Below are 19905 nucleotides of genomic sequence, written 5' to 3' on the forward strand. Positions count from 1 at the left end.
TACGTTCCAATCAACTATTCGGAGAAGCTACCTAAAAAACGTTCAACAATAAACTATAATTATTTCTTGTTAGCCGCTTCCCAATCAGCTAGGAATTTTTCGATTCCTTGGTCTGTTAATGGGTGCTTTACTAGTCCTTTGATTACGTTTGGTGGGATCGTTGCGATATGAGCTCCGCGGATTGCTGCTTCTGTTACGTGAACAGGGTGGCGGATCGATGCTGCAATGATCTCCGTTGGAATCTCATGAATCGCAAAAATTTGCGCTACTTGTGAGATAAGCTCTAATCCATCTTGACCGATATCATCTAAGCGCCCTAGGAACGGCGATACATATGTAGCACCAGCACGTGCAGCTAGCAATGCTTGGTTCGCATTAAAGATAAGCGTCACGTTCGTCTTTATGTTTTCATCAGAAAAAGTTTTAACAGCTTTCAGACCATCAAGCGTCATTGGGACTTTTACCGTAATATTAGGCGCGATCTTCGCTAATTCACGGCCCTCTTCTACCATTTCTTCATAAGAAGTTCCGATCACCTCAGCACTAACTGAACCCGGTACAAGATTTGTAATTTCCTTTAAGCGTTCATGGAAATCAACGCCTTTTTCTTTTGCTACTAAAGATGGGTTTGTTGTTACTCCAGATAAAATGCCCAGGTCATAGGCTTCTTTAATATCCTCAATGTTTGCTGTATCAATAAAGAATTTCAAAACAATCACTCCTGTTTTTTTAGGTTTCTCGTTCGTTTATATTCTTTTATAACACACACTTCTTCATACACGTTAGTATTGCGCTTACATTTTACGGTTTAACTTGCAACATAAATAATCGACTACTCATAAGTCGATTAAACAACCTGTCACGTTACACACTATTATAGTGTAAATGAAACCGCCTATGATGTATAGGCGGTTTCAAAGAAAGGTTCATATTAGTCTTATTTGACCAGGAAATTACGCTTTGTTGGAAGAACCAAACTCACGCATTTTTCCTGCTACTGTTGCTTGAATCGCATCGCGAGCAGCAGTCAAGTATTTACGTGGATCGTACTTGTCTGGGTTAGCTCCGATATATTCTTTAACAGCTTTATGTGAAGCGATTTGGTTTTCTGTGTTTACGTTGATTTTAGCCGTTCCTAAAGAGATCGCTTTTTGGATGTCTTTTGTTGGAATACCAGTACCACCGTGAAGAACTAGAGGTACACCAGTTAGTTCCATTACTTCTTTCATGCGGTCGAATCCAAGGTTAGGCTCACCTTTGTAAGGTCCGTGAACAGAACCAAGTGCAGGTGCGAAACAGTCAACTCCTGTTTCACGAACTAGCTGATCACACTCAGATGGAACAGCGTATGCAGCTTCAGCATCATCAACGATTAGATCGTCTTCTTGTCCACCGATACGGCCAAGTTCTGCCTCAACAGAAACACCGTGGATGTGAGCAAGCTCAACTACTTTTTTCGTTAACGCGATGTTTTCTTCTAAAGGATGATGAGAACCATCGATCATAACAGATGTGAAACCTGCATGAATCGCTTCAGCACATTTTTCAAAGCTTGAACCATGGTCTAAGTGAATCGCTACAGGAACTGTGATTTTGTATTCTTCCATAAGTGCTTTTACCATAGCTACAGTCAGCTTGAATCCACCCATATAACGAGCAGCACCTTCAGAAACACCAAGAATTACTGGTGAGTTCTCTTCTTGTGCAGCTTTAAGTATAGCTTGAGTAAACTCAAGGTTGTTCAAGTTGAATTGACCAACTGCATAATTTTCCGCTTTTGCTTTTTCAAGCATTTCCTTCATTGAAACTAAAGGCATGTTACATGTCCTCCTTTGGATATTGGCACGAGCAGACCAACTACGTTTTTGTATTGTATATTGCTGAAATGCATAAACAGCAAAAAGAAGCCATTTTAGTTTACCTTTCATGGCGACTTGCTAAACATTTCATAATGCTCATTTTACATTCTAGTATAGCATACCAATATCGCCCGGAAACCGCAACACATCAACGTTTTCGAGGTGTAAACGCTACCATCGGCGACACGTCGGGCTTTAAAAGATTTTTTCTTAGGATGGAGCATTTAATGGAAGTTCTTTCCTTACAGCAGCTCGGATCTCATCAATATCAAACGGTTTTGCAAAATGAGTAATCGCTCCGAGTTTCATGGCTTCATGGATCATGTCCAACTCACCATAAGCAGTCATGATAATAACTTGAATCGTTTCATCATGTTTCTTCACACGGCGAAGGATCTCCAGTCCATCCATTCCCGGGATTTTCATATCTAAAATAACAAGATCAGGACGGTCCTTCTCCACAATTGAAAGAGCTTGTACTCCATTAGCAGCCTGATACGTCTTGTATCCTTCTTTTTGGAAGATTTCATTTAAAAGAATTCTAATCCCATATTGATCGTCTACAATTAAAATTTTCCCGCTCATTATTGCTCACCTCATCTGAGTTCATTTGCAAATCAACTTTATCTCTATGTATTTCTATATATCCAAAGAATTTCCTGCTATCATCCATGAAATGTCATGTTAATTTCAGTATACTAAACAAAAGAACGATTTTGCGATAAATTATTTTTCGTGGCAAAAGGAGTACATGTAATGCTTAAAATATTTTCAACACAAGTTTCTGGATTATTAAAAGCGATATCTGATAAAGAAGAACAATCCATCGAAGAGGCTTCCCGTCTGCTTGCCCATTCGGTTTTATCTGAAGGGACCGTTTATTTCAAGGGTTTCGGCGAAATGGAAGCTGTGGTGAGTGAAGCACTGTTTGGTGAAAATAAATTCCGTCGCGGCTCGGCTTTTGTGGAGGGAAGTTTTGATGAATTGCTTCCCGTAGATAGCGTTGTGGTGGCTTCACGCTTCCTAGACGATGAAGAAGCGGTGACTTTTTGTAAAAAGATAAAAGAACATACGGATTGTCATGTAATTTTGCTAGGTGGCCGCAAAAAAGAAGCTGAAAATGAAACAGAACTGGATTCTTCCGTAGATATTGTGATCGACTCGAAGGCTGTTCGAGGTTTAGTTCCGCTCGACGATGGTTCACGCATAGGATTTCCGTCCGGATTAACCACTTTATTTGCTTATTACGCACTCTTTTTAACAACGGAGGAAATTTTAGAAGAATATGATGAAGAATAAGATGAAGTCTGGCTGTGCGCCAGTCTTTTCTTTGTTTTTAAAGCATCTTATAAAATTCGATGCACTCACACATTTTACCTTTTTATCCCATCAGATGTGCATCTCACACGGACATCATCAACAAAAAAACCAGCAGCTCCTCGAACCAATAAAGGAAACTGCCGGCTAACCATTCAACTATTTAGTTCTTTAACTGTGTTACTGCACCGATAAAGTCACGGAATAATGCTTGTGGTCGTGTAGGTCTTGACGTAAATTCCGGATGGAACTGTGACGCTACAAACCAAGGGTGATCTTCAAGTTCGACGATCTCAACAAGTCTTCCGTCAGGAGATGTTCCAGAGAAGATGAATCCTGCTTTCTCCATCTGTTCGCGGTACTCATTGTTGAACTCGTAACGGTGACGGTGTCTTTCGTAAACAACCTCGTCCTTATAAGCATCAAACGCTTTTGTATCTTCTTTAATTTTACAAGGATATAGACCAAGGCGTAGTGTTCCTCCAAGATCTTCAATATCTTTTTGTTCAGGAAGTAAGTCGATGACTGGGAACGGTGTTTCAGGCATAAGTTCTGCAGAGTGAGCGCCTTCCAATCCTAGAACGTTTCGTGCAAATTCTACTGATGCAAGTTGCATCCCTAAACAGATTCCTAAGAAAGGAACTTTGTTTTCACGCGCATATTGAGTAGCTAAAATCTTGCCTTCTACCCCTCTATCGCCGAATCCGCCAGGTACTAAAATACCGTCAGCATCTTTTAAAAGTTCTTTAACATTTTCAGCCGTTACTGTCTCAGAGTTGATCCAGTCGATATCAATATCAGTATCGAAATGGTAACCTGCGTGGCGCATCGCCTCTACTACTGAAATATAAGCATCTTGAAGAGCTACATATTTTCCGACTAAAGCGATCTTCACTTTACCTTTTAGGTTTGTTACGCGGTTGATCAATTCTTTCCACTCCACCATATCCGGCTCGTGTGTTTCAAGTTTCAAGTGCTTGCAAACAAGCTCGTCCATCTTTTGTTCTTGGAGGTCGATTGGCACCTGGTATAACGTATCAGCATCTCTTGCCTCGATTACGGCCTTTGGATCGATATCACAAAACAACCCGATCTTATCTTTCATATCTTGAGGGACTGGCATTTCCGTACGAACTACAATAATATTTGGCTGAATACCAAGACTGCGAAGCTCTTTAACACTGTGCTGTGTCGGTTTTGTCTTCAGTTCGCCCGCTGCACGGATGTATGGAATAAGTGTACAGTGGATGTACATCACGTTTTCAGAACCAACATCACTTTTAATCTGGCGAATGGCTTCTAAGAACGGTAAGCTTTCGATGTCTCCAACTGTTCCGCCGATTTCAGTAATAACGACATCTGCGTTCGTTTCACGGCCAGCACGGAAAACGCGTTCTTTAATCTCATTTGTGATGTGCGGAATGACCTGAACCGTTCCACCAAGATACTCACCGCGGCGCTCCTTGCGAAGAACCGTTGAATAGATTTTTCCTGTTGTCACTGAGCTGTATTTGTTTAGGTTGATATCAATGAAACGCTCGTAGTGACCTAAATCTAGATCCGTCTCTGCGCCATCATCCGTTACGAAAACCTCACCATGCTGATAAGGACTCATCGTTCCTGGGTCAACGTTGATGTACGGATCGAATTTTTGAGTCGTTACCTTTACTCCACGATTTTTTAATAATCGGCCAAGAGAAGCCGCCGTAATCCCTTTTCCTAATGAAGAAACAACCCCGCCTGTAACAAAAATATATTTTGCCATCATTCAATCCCCCTAATTTTTCTAAAATAAGTATTTGCTATAAACCGTTTTTCTACTATCGGGAGAGGCTTGTTTTTTGTACAAGCACTGTCCAATCCGTGTAAAAAATAAAAAGCAAAAGACACTTCCCCTATGGATAGGGGGCACTTTTGCTTTGAGTTCGTATATAATTAGTCTTTTATAAAAAAGATACAGGAATAGCCCAAAAAGAATATTACCCGACTCCAAAGCTCATGTCAAGAAGCTTTGAAGGTTTGAATTTTTCGACTATCTCTTTAATGTCCCTTTATAGAAGTTTTTAAAAGACGGGTGCTTTTAAATTGTTTGTCTCCTCTGCAAATTGATTGAAGCGGAAGGTTGCCGACTCCAGCGGGACGAGTGGGACAGGTGAGACTCCTAATGGCGGAAAGCGTGCAACCTGGAGCGGAAATCAACTACTTTCGAAAAACAGTAAACAGCTAAAAGAAAAACCAGCACCTTCTCAGGCACTGGCTTTTACAATGGATTAAAGATCTTCCTATGCATCTTCTTCGAGATCTTCTTCTTCGTCTTCTTCAAAATCTTCATCTTCTTCGTCAAACTCTAATTCTTCATCTTCTTCTTCATCGTCGTCATCTGCAAGGTCGTCATCTTCCTCAACAAACTCATCTTCTACTTCTAACTCATCGAAATCTTCATCTTCGAAGTCCTCTTCAAAGTCATAGTCATCCTCAGATGCTTTTTTACGTTTTGTTGGTTTGTTGGTAGCACCAAGTTCTTCCTCAGAACTCTCAACTGGGTACCATGTTTTTAATCCCCATTTATTATCGCCCAATGAAACGAAGCGTCCATCGATATTCATATCTGTGTAAAAATACGCAATTCGGCTTTCAACTGCAGTTTTAGACAATCCTTTAATCTCAGCGATCTGTTTAACTAAATCGTAAAATTGAATAGGCTGCTTCTCATTCTGCAAAATTTCAAATGCGATTTCGACCATAGACATTTCAACGACTTGTTCTTTCGTATACGTGTTCAACATAGCCACATCGGCACTTCCTTTCCTTCTCCACACTCATTTATATCAACACATTGTGCTCAATCTCTAGAAGAATCATACTCTTCATTATAAACAAATCCTATACGGATATGCCAGTAGTAATCTATCTTTTTTAAAATTATTCCTTATTTTTCACACATCCATTTAAATAGGAACCCGTTATCGGTTAGAACGGGCTCCCATCAACAATCCCTATCTCAAAAATCGAAACATCTACTTCAACATTTATTTTAAGGTTCTTATATTGCTGATCCCATTTCTTTTGATCCCAATGTCTGGTCCTGCTTCTTGTCTGTTCGCCCCATGCCAGCGGATCTATGCCCTTTTTTTGAAAACGCCTAATCAACGCTTCTGCATCTTTTTCTACTTTCTTTGCCATGATTTTCTCGGACTTATCAATTAATTCTTGATTAACTTTATCTCCCGTATATTCTCTGAGAAACCCTTTAATACCTAAGCGAAGCGTAATTTCGGGAGTGGTCTGTTCGTTCTTCACTCTATACACCTTTGTAGTGCGTATTCCCTGGATGGAAACATACTCTGTCTTCCCTTTATCCTTGGTTTTTAAGGTGTATCCTGCATTTTCGATATTTTCATATATCGATTTAAAAGCAAACATACTTCGATAGGGGATAGAATCAACCATTTTACTCCCTTTAAAGAAGGCAAGTCCCTTAATGTTGATCTTTTTACCACGGAGCTCAATAATAGGCAGGATCGGATCTGCTCCCTCCGTATAATAAGCAGATAAGAACAAGTGTAAATTGTTAGTAGGGATAAACCCATTCTTTGTGTTTTGATCGATTTGTTTTTGAATATAGGTTCCTGAATCAAAATCTTTAAAAGATTCTCCTAGCATTTTTTTTACGTTTCCATCTACAACGGCTAAAATAAGCCTTGTACCGATACTTGGATCACGATGAACATAATCTATATAATTCTGCACACCCCTTGTTTTGGCAAGTTTTTCACTAAAAAGAGCCACTTCGATCTTTCCGTTTACGACGGGATTCGGTGATTTTTGATTAAGAAAATACAACGCTTCCTTACTCATTTTACCTACGGATGATATCGTCTTATTCGATATACTTTTATCAGGATTGATAATAGGCGAGACGACAGTGGCTTCGATTTTACGTTTGCCTTTATAGTCATACCCCACTGCTGTCACAATGTCTAAATCATCCAGGATCTCTTTATCAATCCTTCCGAAATATCCTACAATGCATATAACAAGGATCGTTATTATAAATTTTTTCATGCTTTGTTCCTCACTTTACTCATAAAGTAATGGAAGAAGAACAATAACGGTATATAACCAAAATTAAAATAGAAACCAAACTGAGAGACCATCATATTTAACTTCTCAATGGACGTTCGGTCATCAAACATGGGTGATACGATCATCGCAAAGACTAAGATAAAGATGAGCGATTTCTTTTGTGTGACGTTAAACATACGCTTTGCCATCCTGCTTGCTGCCCAAAAAGCTAAACAAATATTAGGAAGGATAACAATGGTCCATGTTGCAAGACCGATATATTCAAATCGTTCGACAAAAGGAAAACGAATGATCTTCCACATCGAAATGGTTGCCCAAATCGTACGTCTCAGATGATCAGGCGTATAGTAAACAAGGGTGATGAGCATGAGATAGAAATACAAGACGACGGTAAAAAGATTTCCGTAATGAAACCATTTTTGTGAGGTTTCCGGCTTTTTGAAAAAGGGATAAAACACAAGAAGCGTTTCAAAGCCTAAATAACTTAAAGTCATAGGTTTCATAGCCACGATAAAATCTTTGATAGAATGGTCCAAGATCGGGAATAAATTACGAACATTTGAAAACTCTAGCGGTGCGAGAAAGGTAAAGTTCAAATAAAAAGGAACGACCACTCCTAAAAAACAAACACCTACTACTGAACGGAATCCGCCAGCAATAATATGATAGGCAGCGATTAAATAAACGAAGGTGAACACCCACGTCTTCATTAACGTAAACATCCATACTTGAAGCACCTCTAGGAAAGTTCGAAGCACGGTGATTCCCATCGCTATTAAGTAAATGATAAATAGAATAGTAAGAAGTCGACCTATCCATTTTCCATATGCGGTCTCATGGATAGAAAGGATATCTCCTTGTTCTTTATTAAGCATCTTATACATCATCCAAATTACGAGATGAACAGCAGCTCCTCCCATCATGACCGTAAGCCACGAATCCTGTTCCGTATAGGTTGCTACATACCTCTGAAAGCCCATAACGCCGACTCCAATCTGCATACTATGCACAATGAAAAAGGCGAGATAAGGGGATATAAGAAATTGCTCCTTGACCGTTACTTTCATAAAATAACATCTCCATACAGAAATTTATTCATCAATGTCCTTTTTCTCTTTTGCTGCTTTCTCTGAAAACTTAACCGTATCTTGTGACTGTAATTGCACAGGTCTCTTAGGCTGCGTTTTAAAAGGAAGTCTCACAAACGCGTCCTTTAAATCTTCAAGACGCGGTGGATAGATGGGTTCTAAATAAGGTCTACCAAAAGAAGTGAGACGAAGTAAATGGCCCATCAAAAAGATAAAAGCGATCGAAATACCAATCATTCCCCATAGTTCAGCTAACACAAGAAAGGGAAAACGAATCAATCGGATGGCGTTACTCATTTTATAAACCGGCGTTGTAAAGGAAGCCAGTGCGGCTAATGCAACAATGATCAGCATCACGTTACTTGTTAAACCTGCTTCAACGGATGCTGTTCCGATTACGATCCCGCCTACGATACCGATAGTTTGACCGACTTTTGTTGGAAGTCTCGCCCCTGCTTCTCTCAGAAGTTCAATTGTCAGTTCTAGAACGAGTGCTTCTAAAAAAGGTGGCAATGGGACAAAATCTCGAGAAGATATAAGAGTTGCCATCAAATCCTTTGGTATCAATTCATAATGATAATTAAGTACCGCCACATAAATAGGAGTTATTAATATAGAGAACGAAACGGCAATTAAACGGAGAATCCTTAGTACTGAAGCTAATTGCCAATTAAGAAAATAATCTTCTAAAGCTGAAAAGAATTTTACAAGGGTAGTTGGTCCAATTAAAGCATGCGGCGAGCCATCTACCAATATGACGATACTTCCTTCACTAAGAACACCGGCCACACGATCAGGACGTTCTGTGTCAATCAGCTGAGGAAATGGAGAATTGTCATTGTCCGATATAAGTTGAGAAACATACGAACTGTCCAAAATCTGATGAATCTCGATCTCCCCCACTCGCTGCAGAGCGGTATTAATGTTTTCTTCATTCGCTATCCCTGAAATATAGATGACCGCGACCCTCGTCTTTGAGAGCTTCCCTAATTTAAATTCTCTGATCTCTAACTCTGGTACCGGGAGCCGCTTTCTAATCAAATTCAAATTGGTCGTAATCGATTCAACAAAGGATTCCTTTGGTCCAACAACACTGAATTCTTCTTCAGGTATCGATATTTCCCGTACTTTATTCATTTCTGCTTTTACAAGCACACCTTGTTGATCTTTTTCGTTTAATCGGATCAGTACACAGCCAGATAACATCATTTGCCGGATTGTCTCTAGATCACTCGTTACCATTACGTTTTCAATAGGAAGAGCGGCCTTAAGTTCTTCTATTTTTTTTATGGTTGTTTTGTTTAAATAGGGAAGAATGTCCCGATGAATAATCTCCGCATCTACTAATGAACGAAAATAGGAAATCCAATAAGGGGTTGGCGATTGAGGATTTTGAAAGTCCAAAAAATCACCGGATTTTTTTAAATACTCAAGAACCTGTGGTAACGTATGTTCTTCTTTTTTCGAGCTTTTCTTAAACCAGTTCATTTGCCTCCCCTTTCCTAACAGTAAAAAACTTTTACCATGCAACAATATCGTTAGTATGATTTATCTTTTACTAAAGAAGGAGCGATTATGAATTGAACAAAAAAACTGAGATTCTAAATCTCAGCTTGTAAATGTATTTTGAGAGAAGTTGATTTCCACTCCAGGTTGCTCGCTTCCACGAGGCGTGCGGTGAGCCTCCTGCCGCTTTGCGCCATAAGGAGTCTCCACCTGACCGCTCGTCAGTTAGGTGTCGGCAACCTTGCGTTCCAATCAACTTGCATGGAAGAAAAAGATTTAAGTACAAAAAAACATGACGCCCTATTTAGAGCACCATGTTTTTCATCATTATTTTCTTTACATATTCCTTCTATATTTGCCCCCGACTTCATACAATGCGCTCGTAATCTGTCCAAGACTCGCATATTTTACGGTATTCATCAGCTCTTCAAAGATATTTCCGCCGTTAAGCGCAACACTCTTCAAGCGAGCCAAAGCTTCTCCCGCTTGATCTTTTCTAGCCTCCTGGAAAGCTGCGAGGTTTCTAATCTGTTGTTCTTTTTCTTCTTTCGTCGCACGCGCAAGCTGCATGTTGAATTCTTCTTCAGATGGCGGATTCGGATTCAAGTACGTGTTCACCCCGATAATCGGAAGTGATCCATCATGCTTTTTCATCTCATAATACATCGATTCTTCCTGGATCTTACCGCGCTGGTACTGCGTTTCCATCGCGCCAAGTACTCCACCTCTTGTATTCATACGTTCAAACTCTTGAAGAACCATCTCTTCTACTAGATCTGTTAATTCTTCAATGATGAACGAACCTTGAAGCGAGTTCTCATTGCGTGCTAGACCCAGCTCTTTCGTGATGATCATCTGGATGGCCATCGCGCGGCGAACGGATTCCTCTGTTGGTGTTGTGATCGCTTCATCATAAGAGTTCGTGTGAAGCGAGTTACAGTTATCATACAGTGCCATCAACGCTTGAAGGGTTGTGCGGATATCGTTAAAATCAATCTCCTGTGCGTGAAGGGAACGTCCAGAAGTCTGGATGTGATACTTAAGCTTTTGACTGCGTTCGTTCGCTTTATATTTATCACGCATGACAGTCGCCCAAATTCTTCTCGCCACACGGCCGATGACACTATATTCAGGATCAAGCCCGTTAGAGAAGAAGAAAGAAAGGTTCGGTGCGAAATCGTTAATATCCATACCGCGACTCAAATAGTACTCCACATACGTAAAGCCGTTTGCAAGTGTGAACGCAAGCTGGGTGATCGGATTCGCACCCGCTTCCGCAATATGGTAGCCAGAGATCGAAACAGAATAATAGTTGCGTACTTTATGATCGATAAAGTACTGCTGAATGTCTCCCATCATACGAAGAGCGAATTCGGTTGAGAAGATACAAGTATTCTGTCCTTGGTCTTCTTTTAAAATATCTGCTTGAACGGTTCCGCGAACAGCGGAAAGCGTCTTCGCTTTAATTTCTTCGTATTCTGCTTCATTCGGCTGACGGCCGTTCTCTTCTACAAAAACCTTTACTTGCTGATCGATCGCTGTGTTCATGAACATCGCAAGGATGATCGGTGCAGGACCGTTAATCGTCATCGATACGGATGTAGAAGGTGCAATTAAATCAAAACCGTCATACAGCTTTTTCATATCTTCGAGTGTGCAGATGCTTACACCGCTCTCTCCGACTTTCCCGTAGATGTCCGGACGATAATCCGGATCTTCACCATATAACGTTACAGAATCGAACGCAGTACTTAGTCGCTTCGCATCATCATCTTTCGATAAGTAATGGAAACGTCGGTTGGTTCGTTCAGGTGTTCCTTCTCCAGCGAACTGACGCTTTGGATCCTCGCCTTTTCGTTTAAAAGGGAATACGCCAGCCGTATAAGGAAATGAACCTGGGACATTCTCTTTCATAATCCACTTTACGATGTCTCCCCAGTCTTCAAACTTGGGAAGAGCCACTTTCGGGATATCAAGACCTGAAAGACTTTTCGTCGTCAGTTCTGTCACGATCTCTTTGTCGCGGATCTTTGTTACAAACTCTTTCTTCGCATACATTTCTTTAATCTTCGGCCAATCATTCAGCATTTTCTTCGTCGCCGGCATGAGCTCTTCTTCCACTTTTTCAAGCGCTTTGTTCAATCCTGTCTCAACTTCAACACCCGAAACATCATACTCTTTGACCGTTTCAAGTGTCCCTTTGATCTGGAACGATTTACGAGCAAGCTTTGATTGTTCGTTCACAGTTTCATGGTAGTTACGGACAGTCTGAGCGATTTCGTTCAAGTACTGAGCGCGCTCGCCTGGAATGATGACGTTCTTTTTCGCTGTCATCGCTTCCGCTGCAGGCTGAATGCCCCAATCCATACCAGACTTCTCTTCAATCAACTTCATCAAGTGATAAAATAAAACGTTTGTGCCAGCGTCATTAAACTGACTCGCAATGGTTCCATAGACTGGCATCTCATCCAGATCCTTATCAAACCAGTTGCGAGAGCGCTGATACTGCTTTTTCACATCTCGCAATGCATCTTCAGAGCCTTTGCGCTCAAACTTATTGATCGCGATGATGTCTGCGTAATCGATCATGTCGATCTTCTCTAGCTGTGAAGGCGCACCAAATTCGCTTGTCATCACATATAAAGAGACATCAGAGATCTCGGAGATTCCTGCGTCCCCTTGCCCGATACCGCTTGTTTCAACAACGATTAAATCATAGCCTGCTGCTTTTGTTACCGCAATCGCATCTTTGATCGCATCTGAAAGCTCTGAACGAGATCCGCGTGTAGCCAGTGATCTCATATAAACACGCGGATGATAGATCGCGTTCATGCGGATTCTATCCCCTAAAAGGGCTCCACCCGTCTTTTGTTTCGTTGGGTCAATCGAGATAATTGCGATCGTTTTGTCTTCGCACTCGTTTAAGAAACGGCGTACAAGTTCATCGGTAAGGGAACTTTTCCCCGCTCCACCAGTACCTGTAATTCCTAAAACAGGCACTTCCTTCTGTATTCCTTTTAAAGCAGAAAGAGTCTGTTCGGCTGTAGCAGCGATCTCTTCTGAAGCTTGTTTAGCATTTTCAGCAAGTGTGATCAAACGTGAAACGGAACGTACATCTTTTTCTTTTACCTTCTCGATCTCGTCTGTCAGTGATGTAACCGTCGGAAAATCACACTCTTCTACCATAAGATTGATCATGCCTTGTAACCCTAGCAATCGCCCGTCTTCTGGTGAGAAGATGCGCGTTACGCCATATGCATGAAGTTCCTTGATCTCAGGCGGGATAATCACCCCTCCGCCTCCGCCAAACACTTTGATGTGACTAGCTCCGCGTTCTTTCAATAAATCGATCATGTATTTAAAATATTCCACGTGTCCGCCTTGATAAGAAGAGATCGCGATTCCTTGAACGTCTTCCTGAATAGCAGCACTCACCACTTCATCTACAGAACGGTTATGCCCAAGGTGGATGACTTCACATCCGTTCGACTGAATGATTCTTCTCATGATGTTGATTGAAGCATCATGTCCGTCAAAGAGACTGGAAGCGGTTACAAATCGAACCGGATTTTTCGGCCGGTAAATATCAGTTTGAGCCATCTTTTTCATCCTTTCTTACGCTCCTTTAATGCCATGGAGCAGCTGCTGGAGCTGTAATTTTGTGTATTCTTCCAAGGTATATATCTTTTGAAGTGCCCAGCGTCTGAACGTCCACATCTGCCCGATGATCAAGATGTTATGGGCAGCCGCCTGGATTTCTTTTTCGTTTAAGTCTAGATCTCCCTTATGCACGGCTTGAGATAAAAGTCTCTCAAAGATCGCCGTCATCTCAAGCTCTTTTTTCAGTACATAAGGCAATGCTTCATCAGATAATGACTTTGCTTCTTGGTACATAACAAGCACTTCATCCTGCATATCGTCCATCACTTTAAAATAAGCCGTGATCGCTTTCTCAACACCTTTTATTCCGCTGTCTGCCGAGTCGATATCCTGCTGCAGCCTCCATTTCACGCCATCATAGATGCTGTCACAGACCAAGTACAAAATATCCTCTTTCGATCGGATGTATTCGTAGAGTGTACCGATGCTGAAACCTGAAACTTTTGCGATTTCACGGGTTGTGGTGCGGTGAAATCCATTTTTCTTGAATAAAGACACCGCAGCTTTTACCATCTCTTCGCGTCGCTTTTGAATGAGTTTTTCATCTTTTACGAGCGACGGTACTTCCTTTTTACTCAATGGCCTCCCTCACTTCTCACTCGTTCTCTTTCGTGTCTCCAGGCTGCAAGCGCTGATTAAGGATTTTCTCTGCAGCTGTATAAGGATCTGTGGTGCCTTGCTCTATATCGGATAGCCAGGAGAATCCATGTTCTTTTTCCTCTGTCCATACTTGTTGAAAAATCTCATGTTGGACCACTTCCATCACTTCGCGTTTCAGGTTGGCAAGCTTTCGAACGCTTCCCTCACCGCTCTCTTTTAAATACGCTTTATGAGCGAGAAGCGCTTCCCATAATGCTTCTAGCCCTTTATTTTCAGTAGAAATCGTCTGAACCACCGGTGGCCGGTAGGGGCTATCGTGTTTGACGAGGTCGAGCATTGCTTCAATCTCTGCCAATAGCTTCGGAACGCCTGGCATATCCGCTTTGTTGACTACAAACAAGTCTGCGATCTCCATGATTCCCGCTTTAAACACCTGTACGACATCCCCGCTGCCAGGGTTCAAGACCACTGCAACAGAATCTGCGAGTTTCATAATATCGAGCTCCGACTGCCCGACTCCTACTGTTTCTATTAAAATCACATCAAACCCATAAGCATCCATGAGCCGCACAGTTTCCTTAGTAGAACGGGAGAGTCCGCCTAAGCTTCCGCGGGTACCCATACTTCGGATGAACACGCCAGGATCGGTAAAGTGATCAGCCATGCGTACACGGTCTCCAAGTATGGAGCCTCCGCTAAAGGGACTTGTCGGATCCACTGCCACAACCGCTACCGTCAATCCTTTATTGCGCAGGTATGAAATGAGGCGGTTAACGAGCGAGCTTTTCCCTGCACCGGGTGAACCTGTGATTCCGATCCAATGTGCGCCTTTTTGCATTGGGTAGATGCTTTTTAAAAGCTCTAGTTTATCGGCTCCGCTGTTTTCGGCAAGTGTGATCGCTTTTGCAAGGGCCCGTTCCTCTTTTTGCTGGATGCGCTTGGCTAATGGATGCATGGTTTCCTCCTAAAAGATCTTAAAAAAATTTGGAAGTGGTGATTTTGTGCTTGGGGTTGTTGATTTACGCTCCAGATGTTCGCTTTCCGCGGGGCGGGCGGTGAGCCCATTCGTCGCTCTGCGACATTTAATGGTCTCACCTGTCCCACTGGTCCCGCAGGAGTCTCGCATCTTGCGCTCCAATCAACTGCATGGGTGTTTTTAGAATCTATTTTGTCTAGCTGCGCTCTGTAAAAAGATCTCTGTTAAAAATCAACTCATGAAAAACCGATTCAAGCCAGAGCGTCACAAATGTTCTAACTCTTAATCTTTTAAAAGCATTTTTGAAATAACGAGTCGTTGAATTTCTTGTGTGCCTTCGTAGATTTGTGTGATTTTTGCGTCACGCATGTAGCGTTCTACTGGGTATTCTTTTGTGTAGCCGTATCCGCCGAATACTTGAACGGCGTCGGTTGTTACTTCCATCGCGATGTCTCCTGCGAACAGTTTTGACATGGCGGATTCTTTCCCGTAGGACAAACCTTCTGATTCTCTCCATGCTGCTTGGTAAGTTAAAAGTCTTGCTGCTTCCACTTTTGTTGCCATATCCGCTAGTTTGAACCCGATCCCTTGGTTCACTCCGATCGGCTTACCGAACTGCTTACGTTCTTTCGCGTAGTTCACGGAAGCATCGAGTGCGCCTTGTGCGATACCAACTGCTTGAGCTGCGATACCGTTACGTCCGCCATCTAACGTCATCATCGCGATCTTGAATCCTTCACCTTCTTTGCCCAGAAGGTTTTCAGCGGGCACTCGGCAATCTTCGAAAATGATCTCTAATGTTGGAGATGAACGGATTCCAAGCTTCTTTTCTTTTTTCCCAAAAGAAAATCCTGGTGTTCCTTTTTCTACGATGAATGCAGATACACCTCTTGTGCCTGCATCTATATCCGTACGAGCAAATACTACATAGATCTCTGCGTCTCCCGCATTCGTTATAAATATTTTAGAGCCGTTAATGATGTAGTGATCACCGTCTTTTTTCGCTGTTGTTTTCATGTTCCCTGCATCAGATCCAGAACCTGGCTCTGTTAAGCCGTAAGCACCGATCTTCTTTCCTTCTGCCATCGGACGAAGGAATTTCTGTTTCTGCTCTTCTGAACCGAACTTGAAGATCGGCCAGCCAGCAAGGGACGTATGTGCTGAAAGGGTTACACCCACTGACGCACAAACGCGTGAAAGTTCTTCTACTGCGATAACATAGCCAAGATAGTCCCCGCCGATTCCGCCGTATTCTTCTGGCCAAGGAATCCCACAAAGCCCAAGCTCTCCCATTTGATCAAAGATGGAACGGTCGAAACGTTCTTCTTCATCACGCTCAGCCGCTGTCGGTTCTACTTCGTTCTTTGCGAAGTCACGGACCATCTTGCGAATCATTTCGTGTTCTTCAGATAATAAAAATTGCATCTCTATTCTCTCCCTCTTACCCTAGTAGGTGTTTGCTGAGTACCATTCTCTGTATTTCACTTGTTCCTTCGTAGATCTGACACACCTTCGCGTCACGGAACAATCTTTCAACCGGATATTCTTTTGAATAGCCATAACCACCATAGACTTGCACCGCTTCAATCGCTGTTTTCATCGCGGTTTCGGAAGCGAATAGTTTCGCCATAGACGCTTCTTTTCCGCATGAAATGTTGTTTGTCTTCATGTCTGCCGCACGATAGGTTAATAATCTTGCCGCTTCCACTTCTGTTGCCATGTCCGCCAGTTTGAATCCTAAACCTTGATTTGCTCCGATCGGCTTGCCGAATTGTTTTCTCTCTTTTGCATAATTGACTGCATATTCAAGTGCAGCTTCTGCGATCCCCAACGATTGTGCCGCAATACCGATCCTGCCCGTATTCAGGTTACTCATCGCGATCTTAAAGCCTTCCCCTTCATTACCTAACAGATTTTTAGCAGGAACACGCGCGTCCTCAAAAATGATCTCGCACGTGTTTGATCCGTTTAACCCCATTTTTTTCTCTTTCTTCCCTACTGAAAATCCCGGCGTGTCTTTATCTACGATGAAAGCGGATATCCCATAGCTGCCTTTGTCTGGTTCAGTTGAAGCAAACACGATATAGACATCGGCCTCGCCTGCATTGGTAATAAAAATCTTAGAACCGTTCAAAACGTAGTGATCACCTTTTTTAACCGCTCTTGTCTTAAGACTAGCTGCATCAGAACCTGAACTTGGTTCTGTAAGTCCGAACGCACCAAGGTACTCTCCACTCGCTAACTTAGGAATGTATTTTTTCTTTTGTTCTTCATTCCCGAAATAAAGGATCGGATTCGTTCCGACACTCGTATGAACGGATAAAATCACACCGATCGTCGCGCTCACTTTGGATAACTCGTTAATCGCGATGATGTATGATGTAAAGTCCATCCCTGCACCGCCATACTCTTCAGGGATGGGAATTCCCATGAGTCCAAGCTCCGCCATCTTCTTAATAAGATGACGAGGAAACTCTTCCGTTTCTTCCATATGTTCAATGGCGGGTGCTATCTCTTTTTGTGCAAAATCCCGTACCATCTTCTGCATCATCTTTTGTTCTTCCGTAAACACGAGGTTCATGGTCTCTCCCCATTTCCATTTTGAAATGCTGAACTGTCTTTCTCACAAAGACAAAATTGAATTTTTGTCTTTGTTTGGGGTCAGACCCCCTATGCGTAGGTGTAGAAGCCTTTGCCTGTCTTCTTGCCTAGCCAGCCAGCTTTTACGTACTTTCTCAAGAGCGGGCATGGGCGGTACTTATCGTCACCGAAGCCTTCATGGAGCGTTTCCATGATGTACAAGCATGTATCAAGTCCAATAAAGTCTGCTAACGTTAACGGTCCCATCGGGTGGTTCATTCCGAGTTTCATAATCTCATCAACCGCTTCCGGTGTCGCAACGCCTTCATAGACCGCGAATATCGCTTCGTTGATCATAGGCATTAGAATACGGTTTGAGATGAACCCTGGAAAATCGTTTACCTCCACTGGTACTTTTGAGAGTTTCTTAGATACCGCTTCGATCGTTTCATAAACCTCGTCAGTCGTTTGAAGCCCACGGATGATCTCTACTAGTTTCATAACCGGAACCGGGTTCATGAAGTGCATGCCGATCACTTTCTCCGGACGTTCAGTCGCTGCAGCAATTTCCGTGATCGGAAGGGAAGATGTATTTGATGCTAAAATCGCGTGATCTGGTGCAAATTGGTCCAGCATCTTAAAGAGCTGTGTTTTGACGTCCATGTTCTCAACGACCGCTTCGATGACTAAGTCTGCTTTAGAAGCATTTTCTAAGGCGACAGAGGTCGTTACACGGGAAAGGATCGCTTCTTTTTCTCTTTCTTCCAAACGTCCTTTTTCAACTTGACGATTTAAGTTCTTCTGAATGTTTCCAATTCCTTTTTCAATAAATTCTTCCTTAATATCGTGCAAAATAACGTCGAAGCCTGCCATGGCACAGACTTGTGCGATTCCTGATCCCATCTGTCCTGCGCCAATCACCATAATTTGATTGATGTTCACTTATGCTTCCTCCTCTTATCCTTGTACTTCTACTAAAATGGCGTCACCTTGACCGCCGCCTGAACAGATCGATGCGATTCCAAGCCCGCCGCCGCGTCTTCTCAATTCATGTATTAACGTAAGGACGATACGTGTGCCGCTCGCTCCAATCGGATGCCCGAGTGCGACCGCACCACCGTTCACATTCACTTTTTCAAGATCTAACCCAGCAAGCTCTGCACTTGTTAAAGCAACAGCTGCAAATGCTTCGTTGATTTCAAACAAGTCGATCTCATCCAGTGTTTTTCCTGTTTTCTTTAAAAGCTCTGTAATCACAAGCCCGGGTGTTTTCGGGAAGTCTTTCGCTTCTACTGCAATCGCTGTATGACCTAAGATCGTCGCCATCACTTCTTTTCCTTCTTTTAGTGCACGTTCTTCACTCATCACAACCACTGCTGCCGCACCGTCATTTACCCCTGGCGCATTTCCTGCTGTAATCGTTCCATCTTGTGAAAAGACAGGTCTTAACTTTGCAAGAGATTCAATAGAAGTATCCTTTCGCGGAGACTCATCTTTTGAAACAACGATCGGATCTCCTTTACGCTGAGGAACTTCTACTGGCACGATCTCTTCAGCAAACACATCGTTCTCTGCTGCTTCCACTGCCAAACGGTGACTTCTGTATGCCCACTCGTCTTGGCGCTCTCGCGTGATCTCCATCTCTTTTGCCACATCGTTTCCGTAGATCCCCATATGAACTCCAGTGAACGTACACGTTAACCCGTCATGCACCATAAGGTCTTTCACAGAGCTGTCACCCATACGAAGTCCCCAACGCGCTTTTGGTAAAATATACGGAGCATTGCTCATCGATTCCATTCCGCCTGCAACGATCACCTCTTCATCGCCTGCACGGATGATCTGATCGGCCATCGTAATCGAACGAAGACCTGAAGCACAGACTTTGTTGATCGTCTCTGTCTTTGTTTCCCAAGGCAGTCCTGCTTTTTGTGCTGCTTGACGAGAAGGGATCTGGCCTTGCCCGCCTTGAAGAACACATCCTAAAATCACTTCATCAACCGATTCAGGTGAAACGCCTCCGCGCTGTAACGCTTCTTTGATCGCGATTCCACCTAAGTCTGACGCGGTCAATGAGCTTAACCCACCGCCAAATTTCCCAACAGGCGTACGTGCCCCGCTGACGATTACTGATCTAGTCATACAAAAACCTCCCGTATTTGTTGAATTCCAATAGTAAACGCTTTCAAAAGGTTATTAGACATGCCGAGCGAACGCTCAGTCACCTACTAAT

At 42.7% G+C, this 19905-nt stretch carries 16 protein-coding genes; 1 reads left to right on the plus strand and 15 read right to left on the minus strand.

The genetic code is table 11. From position 1 onward, the window contains the following. Window positions 1-59 precede the first annotated feature (59 nt). The 3 genes from fsa to M3206_RS08435 form a co-directional block, all read right to left on the minus strand. Window positions 60-710, minus strand: coding sequence for a fructose-6-phosphate aldolase (gene fsa, locus M3206_RS08425; RefSeq protein WP_251312071.1), 651 nt, complete (start codon window positions 708-710; stop codon window positions 60-62). Between the two features lie 243 nt (window positions 711-953). After that, complete coding sequence (gene fba / locus M3206_RS08430) at window positions 954-1817, minus strand: class II fructose-1,6-bisphosphate aldolase (protein WP_251312072.1); 864 nt, start codon at window positions 1815-1817, stop codon at window positions 954-956. Window positions 1818-2069: 252 nt separating this feature from the next. Further along, entirely contained in the window at window positions 2070-2447 is a 378-nt protein-coding gene (locus tag M3206_RS08435; RefSeq protein ID WP_251312105.1) for a response regulator, read from the minus strand. A gap of 168 nt (window positions 2448-2615) precedes the next feature. Here M3206_RS08435 and M3206_RS08440 point away from each other — a divergent pair, with 168 nt between their 5' ends. Beyond that, window positions 2616-3158 (plus strand): DUF2529 family protein, encoded by a 543-nt coding sequence (locus M3206_RS08440; protein ID WP_251312073.1) that lies wholly within the window; start codon window positions 2616-2618, stop codon window positions 3156-3158. A gap of 181 nt (window positions 3159-3339) precedes the next feature. Here M3206_RS08440 and M3206_RS08445 read toward each other — a convergent pair whose 3' ends face one another. From M3206_RS08445 to M3206_RS08500, 12 genes are all read right to left on the minus strand, one after another. After that, a complete protein-coding gene (locus M3206_RS08445) occupies window positions 3340-4941 on the minus strand; it encodes a CTP synthase (RefSeq protein ID WP_251312074.1) in 1602 nt (533 codons plus the stop codon). A 517-nt stretch (window positions 4942-5458) separates the two neighbouring features. Further along, on the minus strand, window positions 5459-5962 hold the full coding sequence (gene rpoE, locus M3206_RS08450; RefSeq protein ID WP_251312106.1) for a DNA-directed RNA polymerase subunit delta: 504 nt from the start codon (window positions 5960-5962) through the stop codon (window positions 5459-5461). Between the two features lie 184 nt (window positions 5963-6146). Continuing rightward, window positions 6147-7241 (minus strand): Ger(x)C family spore germination protein, encoded by a 1095-nt coding sequence (locus tag M3206_RS08455; RefSeq protein WP_251312075.1) that lies wholly within the window; start codon window positions 7239-7241, stop codon window positions 6147-6149. Continuing rightward, a complete protein-coding gene (locus M3206_RS08460; RefSeq protein ID WP_251312076.1) occupies window positions 7238-8329 on the minus strand; it encodes a GerAB/ArcD/ProY family transporter in 1092 nt (363 codons plus the stop codon). The genes M3206_RS08455 and M3206_RS08460 overlap by 4 nt, the downstream gene beginning before the upstream one ends. A 24-nt stretch (window positions 8330-8353) precedes the next feature. Next, window positions 8354-9838: a spore germination protein gene (locus tag M3206_RS08465; RefSeq protein ID WP_251312077.1), complete on the minus strand. Its 1485-nt coding sequence runs from the start codon at window positions 9836-9838 to the stop codon at window positions 8354-8356. A gap of 354 nt (window positions 9839-10192) precedes the next feature. After that, window positions 10193-13456 carry a fused isobutyryl-CoA mutase/GTPase IcmF gene (gene icmF / locus M3206_RS08470; RefSeq protein WP_251312078.1) on the minus strand — a complete coding sequence of 1088 codons (3264 nt, stop codon included), beginning with the start codon at window positions 13454-13456 and terminating at the stop codon, window positions 10193-10195. A 15-nt stretch (window positions 13457-13471) separates the two neighbouring features. Continuing rightward, the gene (locus tag M3206_RS08475) at window positions 13472-14095 is read right to left on the minus strand and encodes a TetR/AcrR family transcriptional regulator (RefSeq protein WP_251312079.1); all 624 of its coding nucleotides are present in this window, start codon (window positions 14093-14095) and stop codon (window positions 13472-13474) included. 16 nt (window positions 14096-14111) lie between these two features. Further along, window positions 14112-15071: a methylmalonyl Co-A mutase-associated GTPase MeaB gene (gene meaB / locus M3206_RS08480; RefSeq protein ID WP_251312080.1), complete on the minus strand. Its 960-nt coding sequence runs from the start codon at window positions 15069-15071 to the stop codon at window positions 14112-14114. A gap of 303 nt (window positions 15072-15374) precedes the next feature. Continuing rightward, window positions 15375-16517 carry an acyl-CoA dehydrogenase gene (locus M3206_RS08485; protein WP_251312081.1) on the minus strand — a complete coding sequence of 381 codons (1143 nt, stop codon included), beginning with the start codon at window positions 16515-16517 and terminating at the stop codon, window positions 15375-15377. A gap of 16 nt (window positions 16518-16533) precedes the next feature. Then, window positions 16534-17673, minus strand: a complete 1140-nt coding sequence (locus M3206_RS08490; RefSeq protein ID WP_251312082.1) for an acyl-CoA dehydrogenase — start codon at window positions 17671-17673, stop codon at window positions 16534-16536. Window positions 17674-17762: 89 nt separating this feature from the next. Continuing rightward, window positions 17763-18614 carry a 3-hydroxybutyryl-CoA dehydrogenase gene (locus M3206_RS08495; RefSeq protein WP_251312083.1) on the minus strand — a complete coding sequence of 284 codons (852 nt, stop codon included), beginning with the start codon at window positions 18612-18614 and terminating at the stop codon, window positions 17763-17765. 15 nt (window positions 18615-18629) lie between these two features. Further along, window positions 18630-19814, minus strand: coding sequence for an acetyl-CoA C-acetyltransferase (locus tag M3206_RS08500; RefSeq protein WP_251312084.1), 1185 nt, complete (start codon window positions 19812-19814; stop codon window positions 18630-18632). Window positions 19815-19905 lie beyond the last annotated feature (91 nt).

The organism is Fictibacillus phosphorivorans, from assembly GCF_023715845.1.
In the GTDB taxonomy this organism is placed as follows: Bacteria; Bacillota; Bacilli; order Bacillales; family Fictibacillaceae; genus Fictibacillus; species Fictibacillus phosphorivorans_D.

What these genes read in the sequence shown, in the direction of transcription:
- M3206_RS08485 (WP_251312081.1), bottom strand. Translation starts at nt 16,517, where the DNA reads ATGCAATTTTTATTATCTGAAGAACACGAAATGATTCGCAAGATGGTC.
- meaB (WP_251312080.1), bottom strand. Translation starts at nt 15,071, where the DNA reads ATGCATCCATTAGCCAAGCGCATCCAGCAAAAAGAGGAACGGGCCCTT.
- M3206_RS08500 (WP_251312084.1), bottom strand. Translation starts at nt 19,814, where the DNA reads ATGACTAGATCAGTAATCGTCAGCGGGGCACGTACGCCTGTTGGGAAA.
- icmF (WP_251312078.1), bottom strand. Translation starts at nt 13,456, where the DNA reads ATGGCTCAAACTGATATTTACCGGCCGAAAAATCCGGTTCGATTTGTA.
- M3206_RS08460 (WP_251312076.1), bottom strand. Translation starts at nt 8,329, where the DNA reads ATGAAAGTAACGGTCAAGGAGCAATTTCTTATATCCCCTTATCTCGCC.
- M3206_RS08490 (WP_251312082.1), bottom strand. Translation starts at nt 17,673, where the DNA reads ATGAACCTCGTGTTTACGGAAGAACAAAAGATGATGCAGAAGATGGTA.
- M3206_RS08465 (WP_251312077.1), bottom strand. Translation starts at nt 9,838, where the DNA reads ATGAACTGGTTTAAGAAAAGCTCGAAAAAAGAAGAACATACGTTACCA.
- M3206_RS08455 (WP_251312075.1), bottom strand. Translation starts at nt 7,241, where the DNA reads ATGAAAAAATTTATAATAACGATCCTTGTTATATGCATTGTAGGATAT.
- rpoE (WP_251312106.1), bottom strand. Translation starts at nt 5,962, where the DNA reads ATGTTGAACACGTATACGAAAGAACAAGTCGTTGAAATGTCTATGGTC.
- fba (WP_251312072.1), bottom strand. Translation starts at nt 1,817, where the DNA reads ATGCCTTTAGTTTCAATGAAGGAAATGCTTGAAAAAGCAAAAGCGGAA.
- M3206_RS08440 (WP_251312073.1), top strand. Translation starts at nt 2,616, where the DNA reads ATGCTTAAAATATTTTCAACACAAGTTTCTGGATTATTAAAAGCGATA.
- M3206_RS08445 (WP_251312074.1), bottom strand. Translation starts at nt 4,941, where the DNA reads ATGGCAAAATATATTTTTGTTACAGGCGGGGTTGTTTCTTCATTAGGA.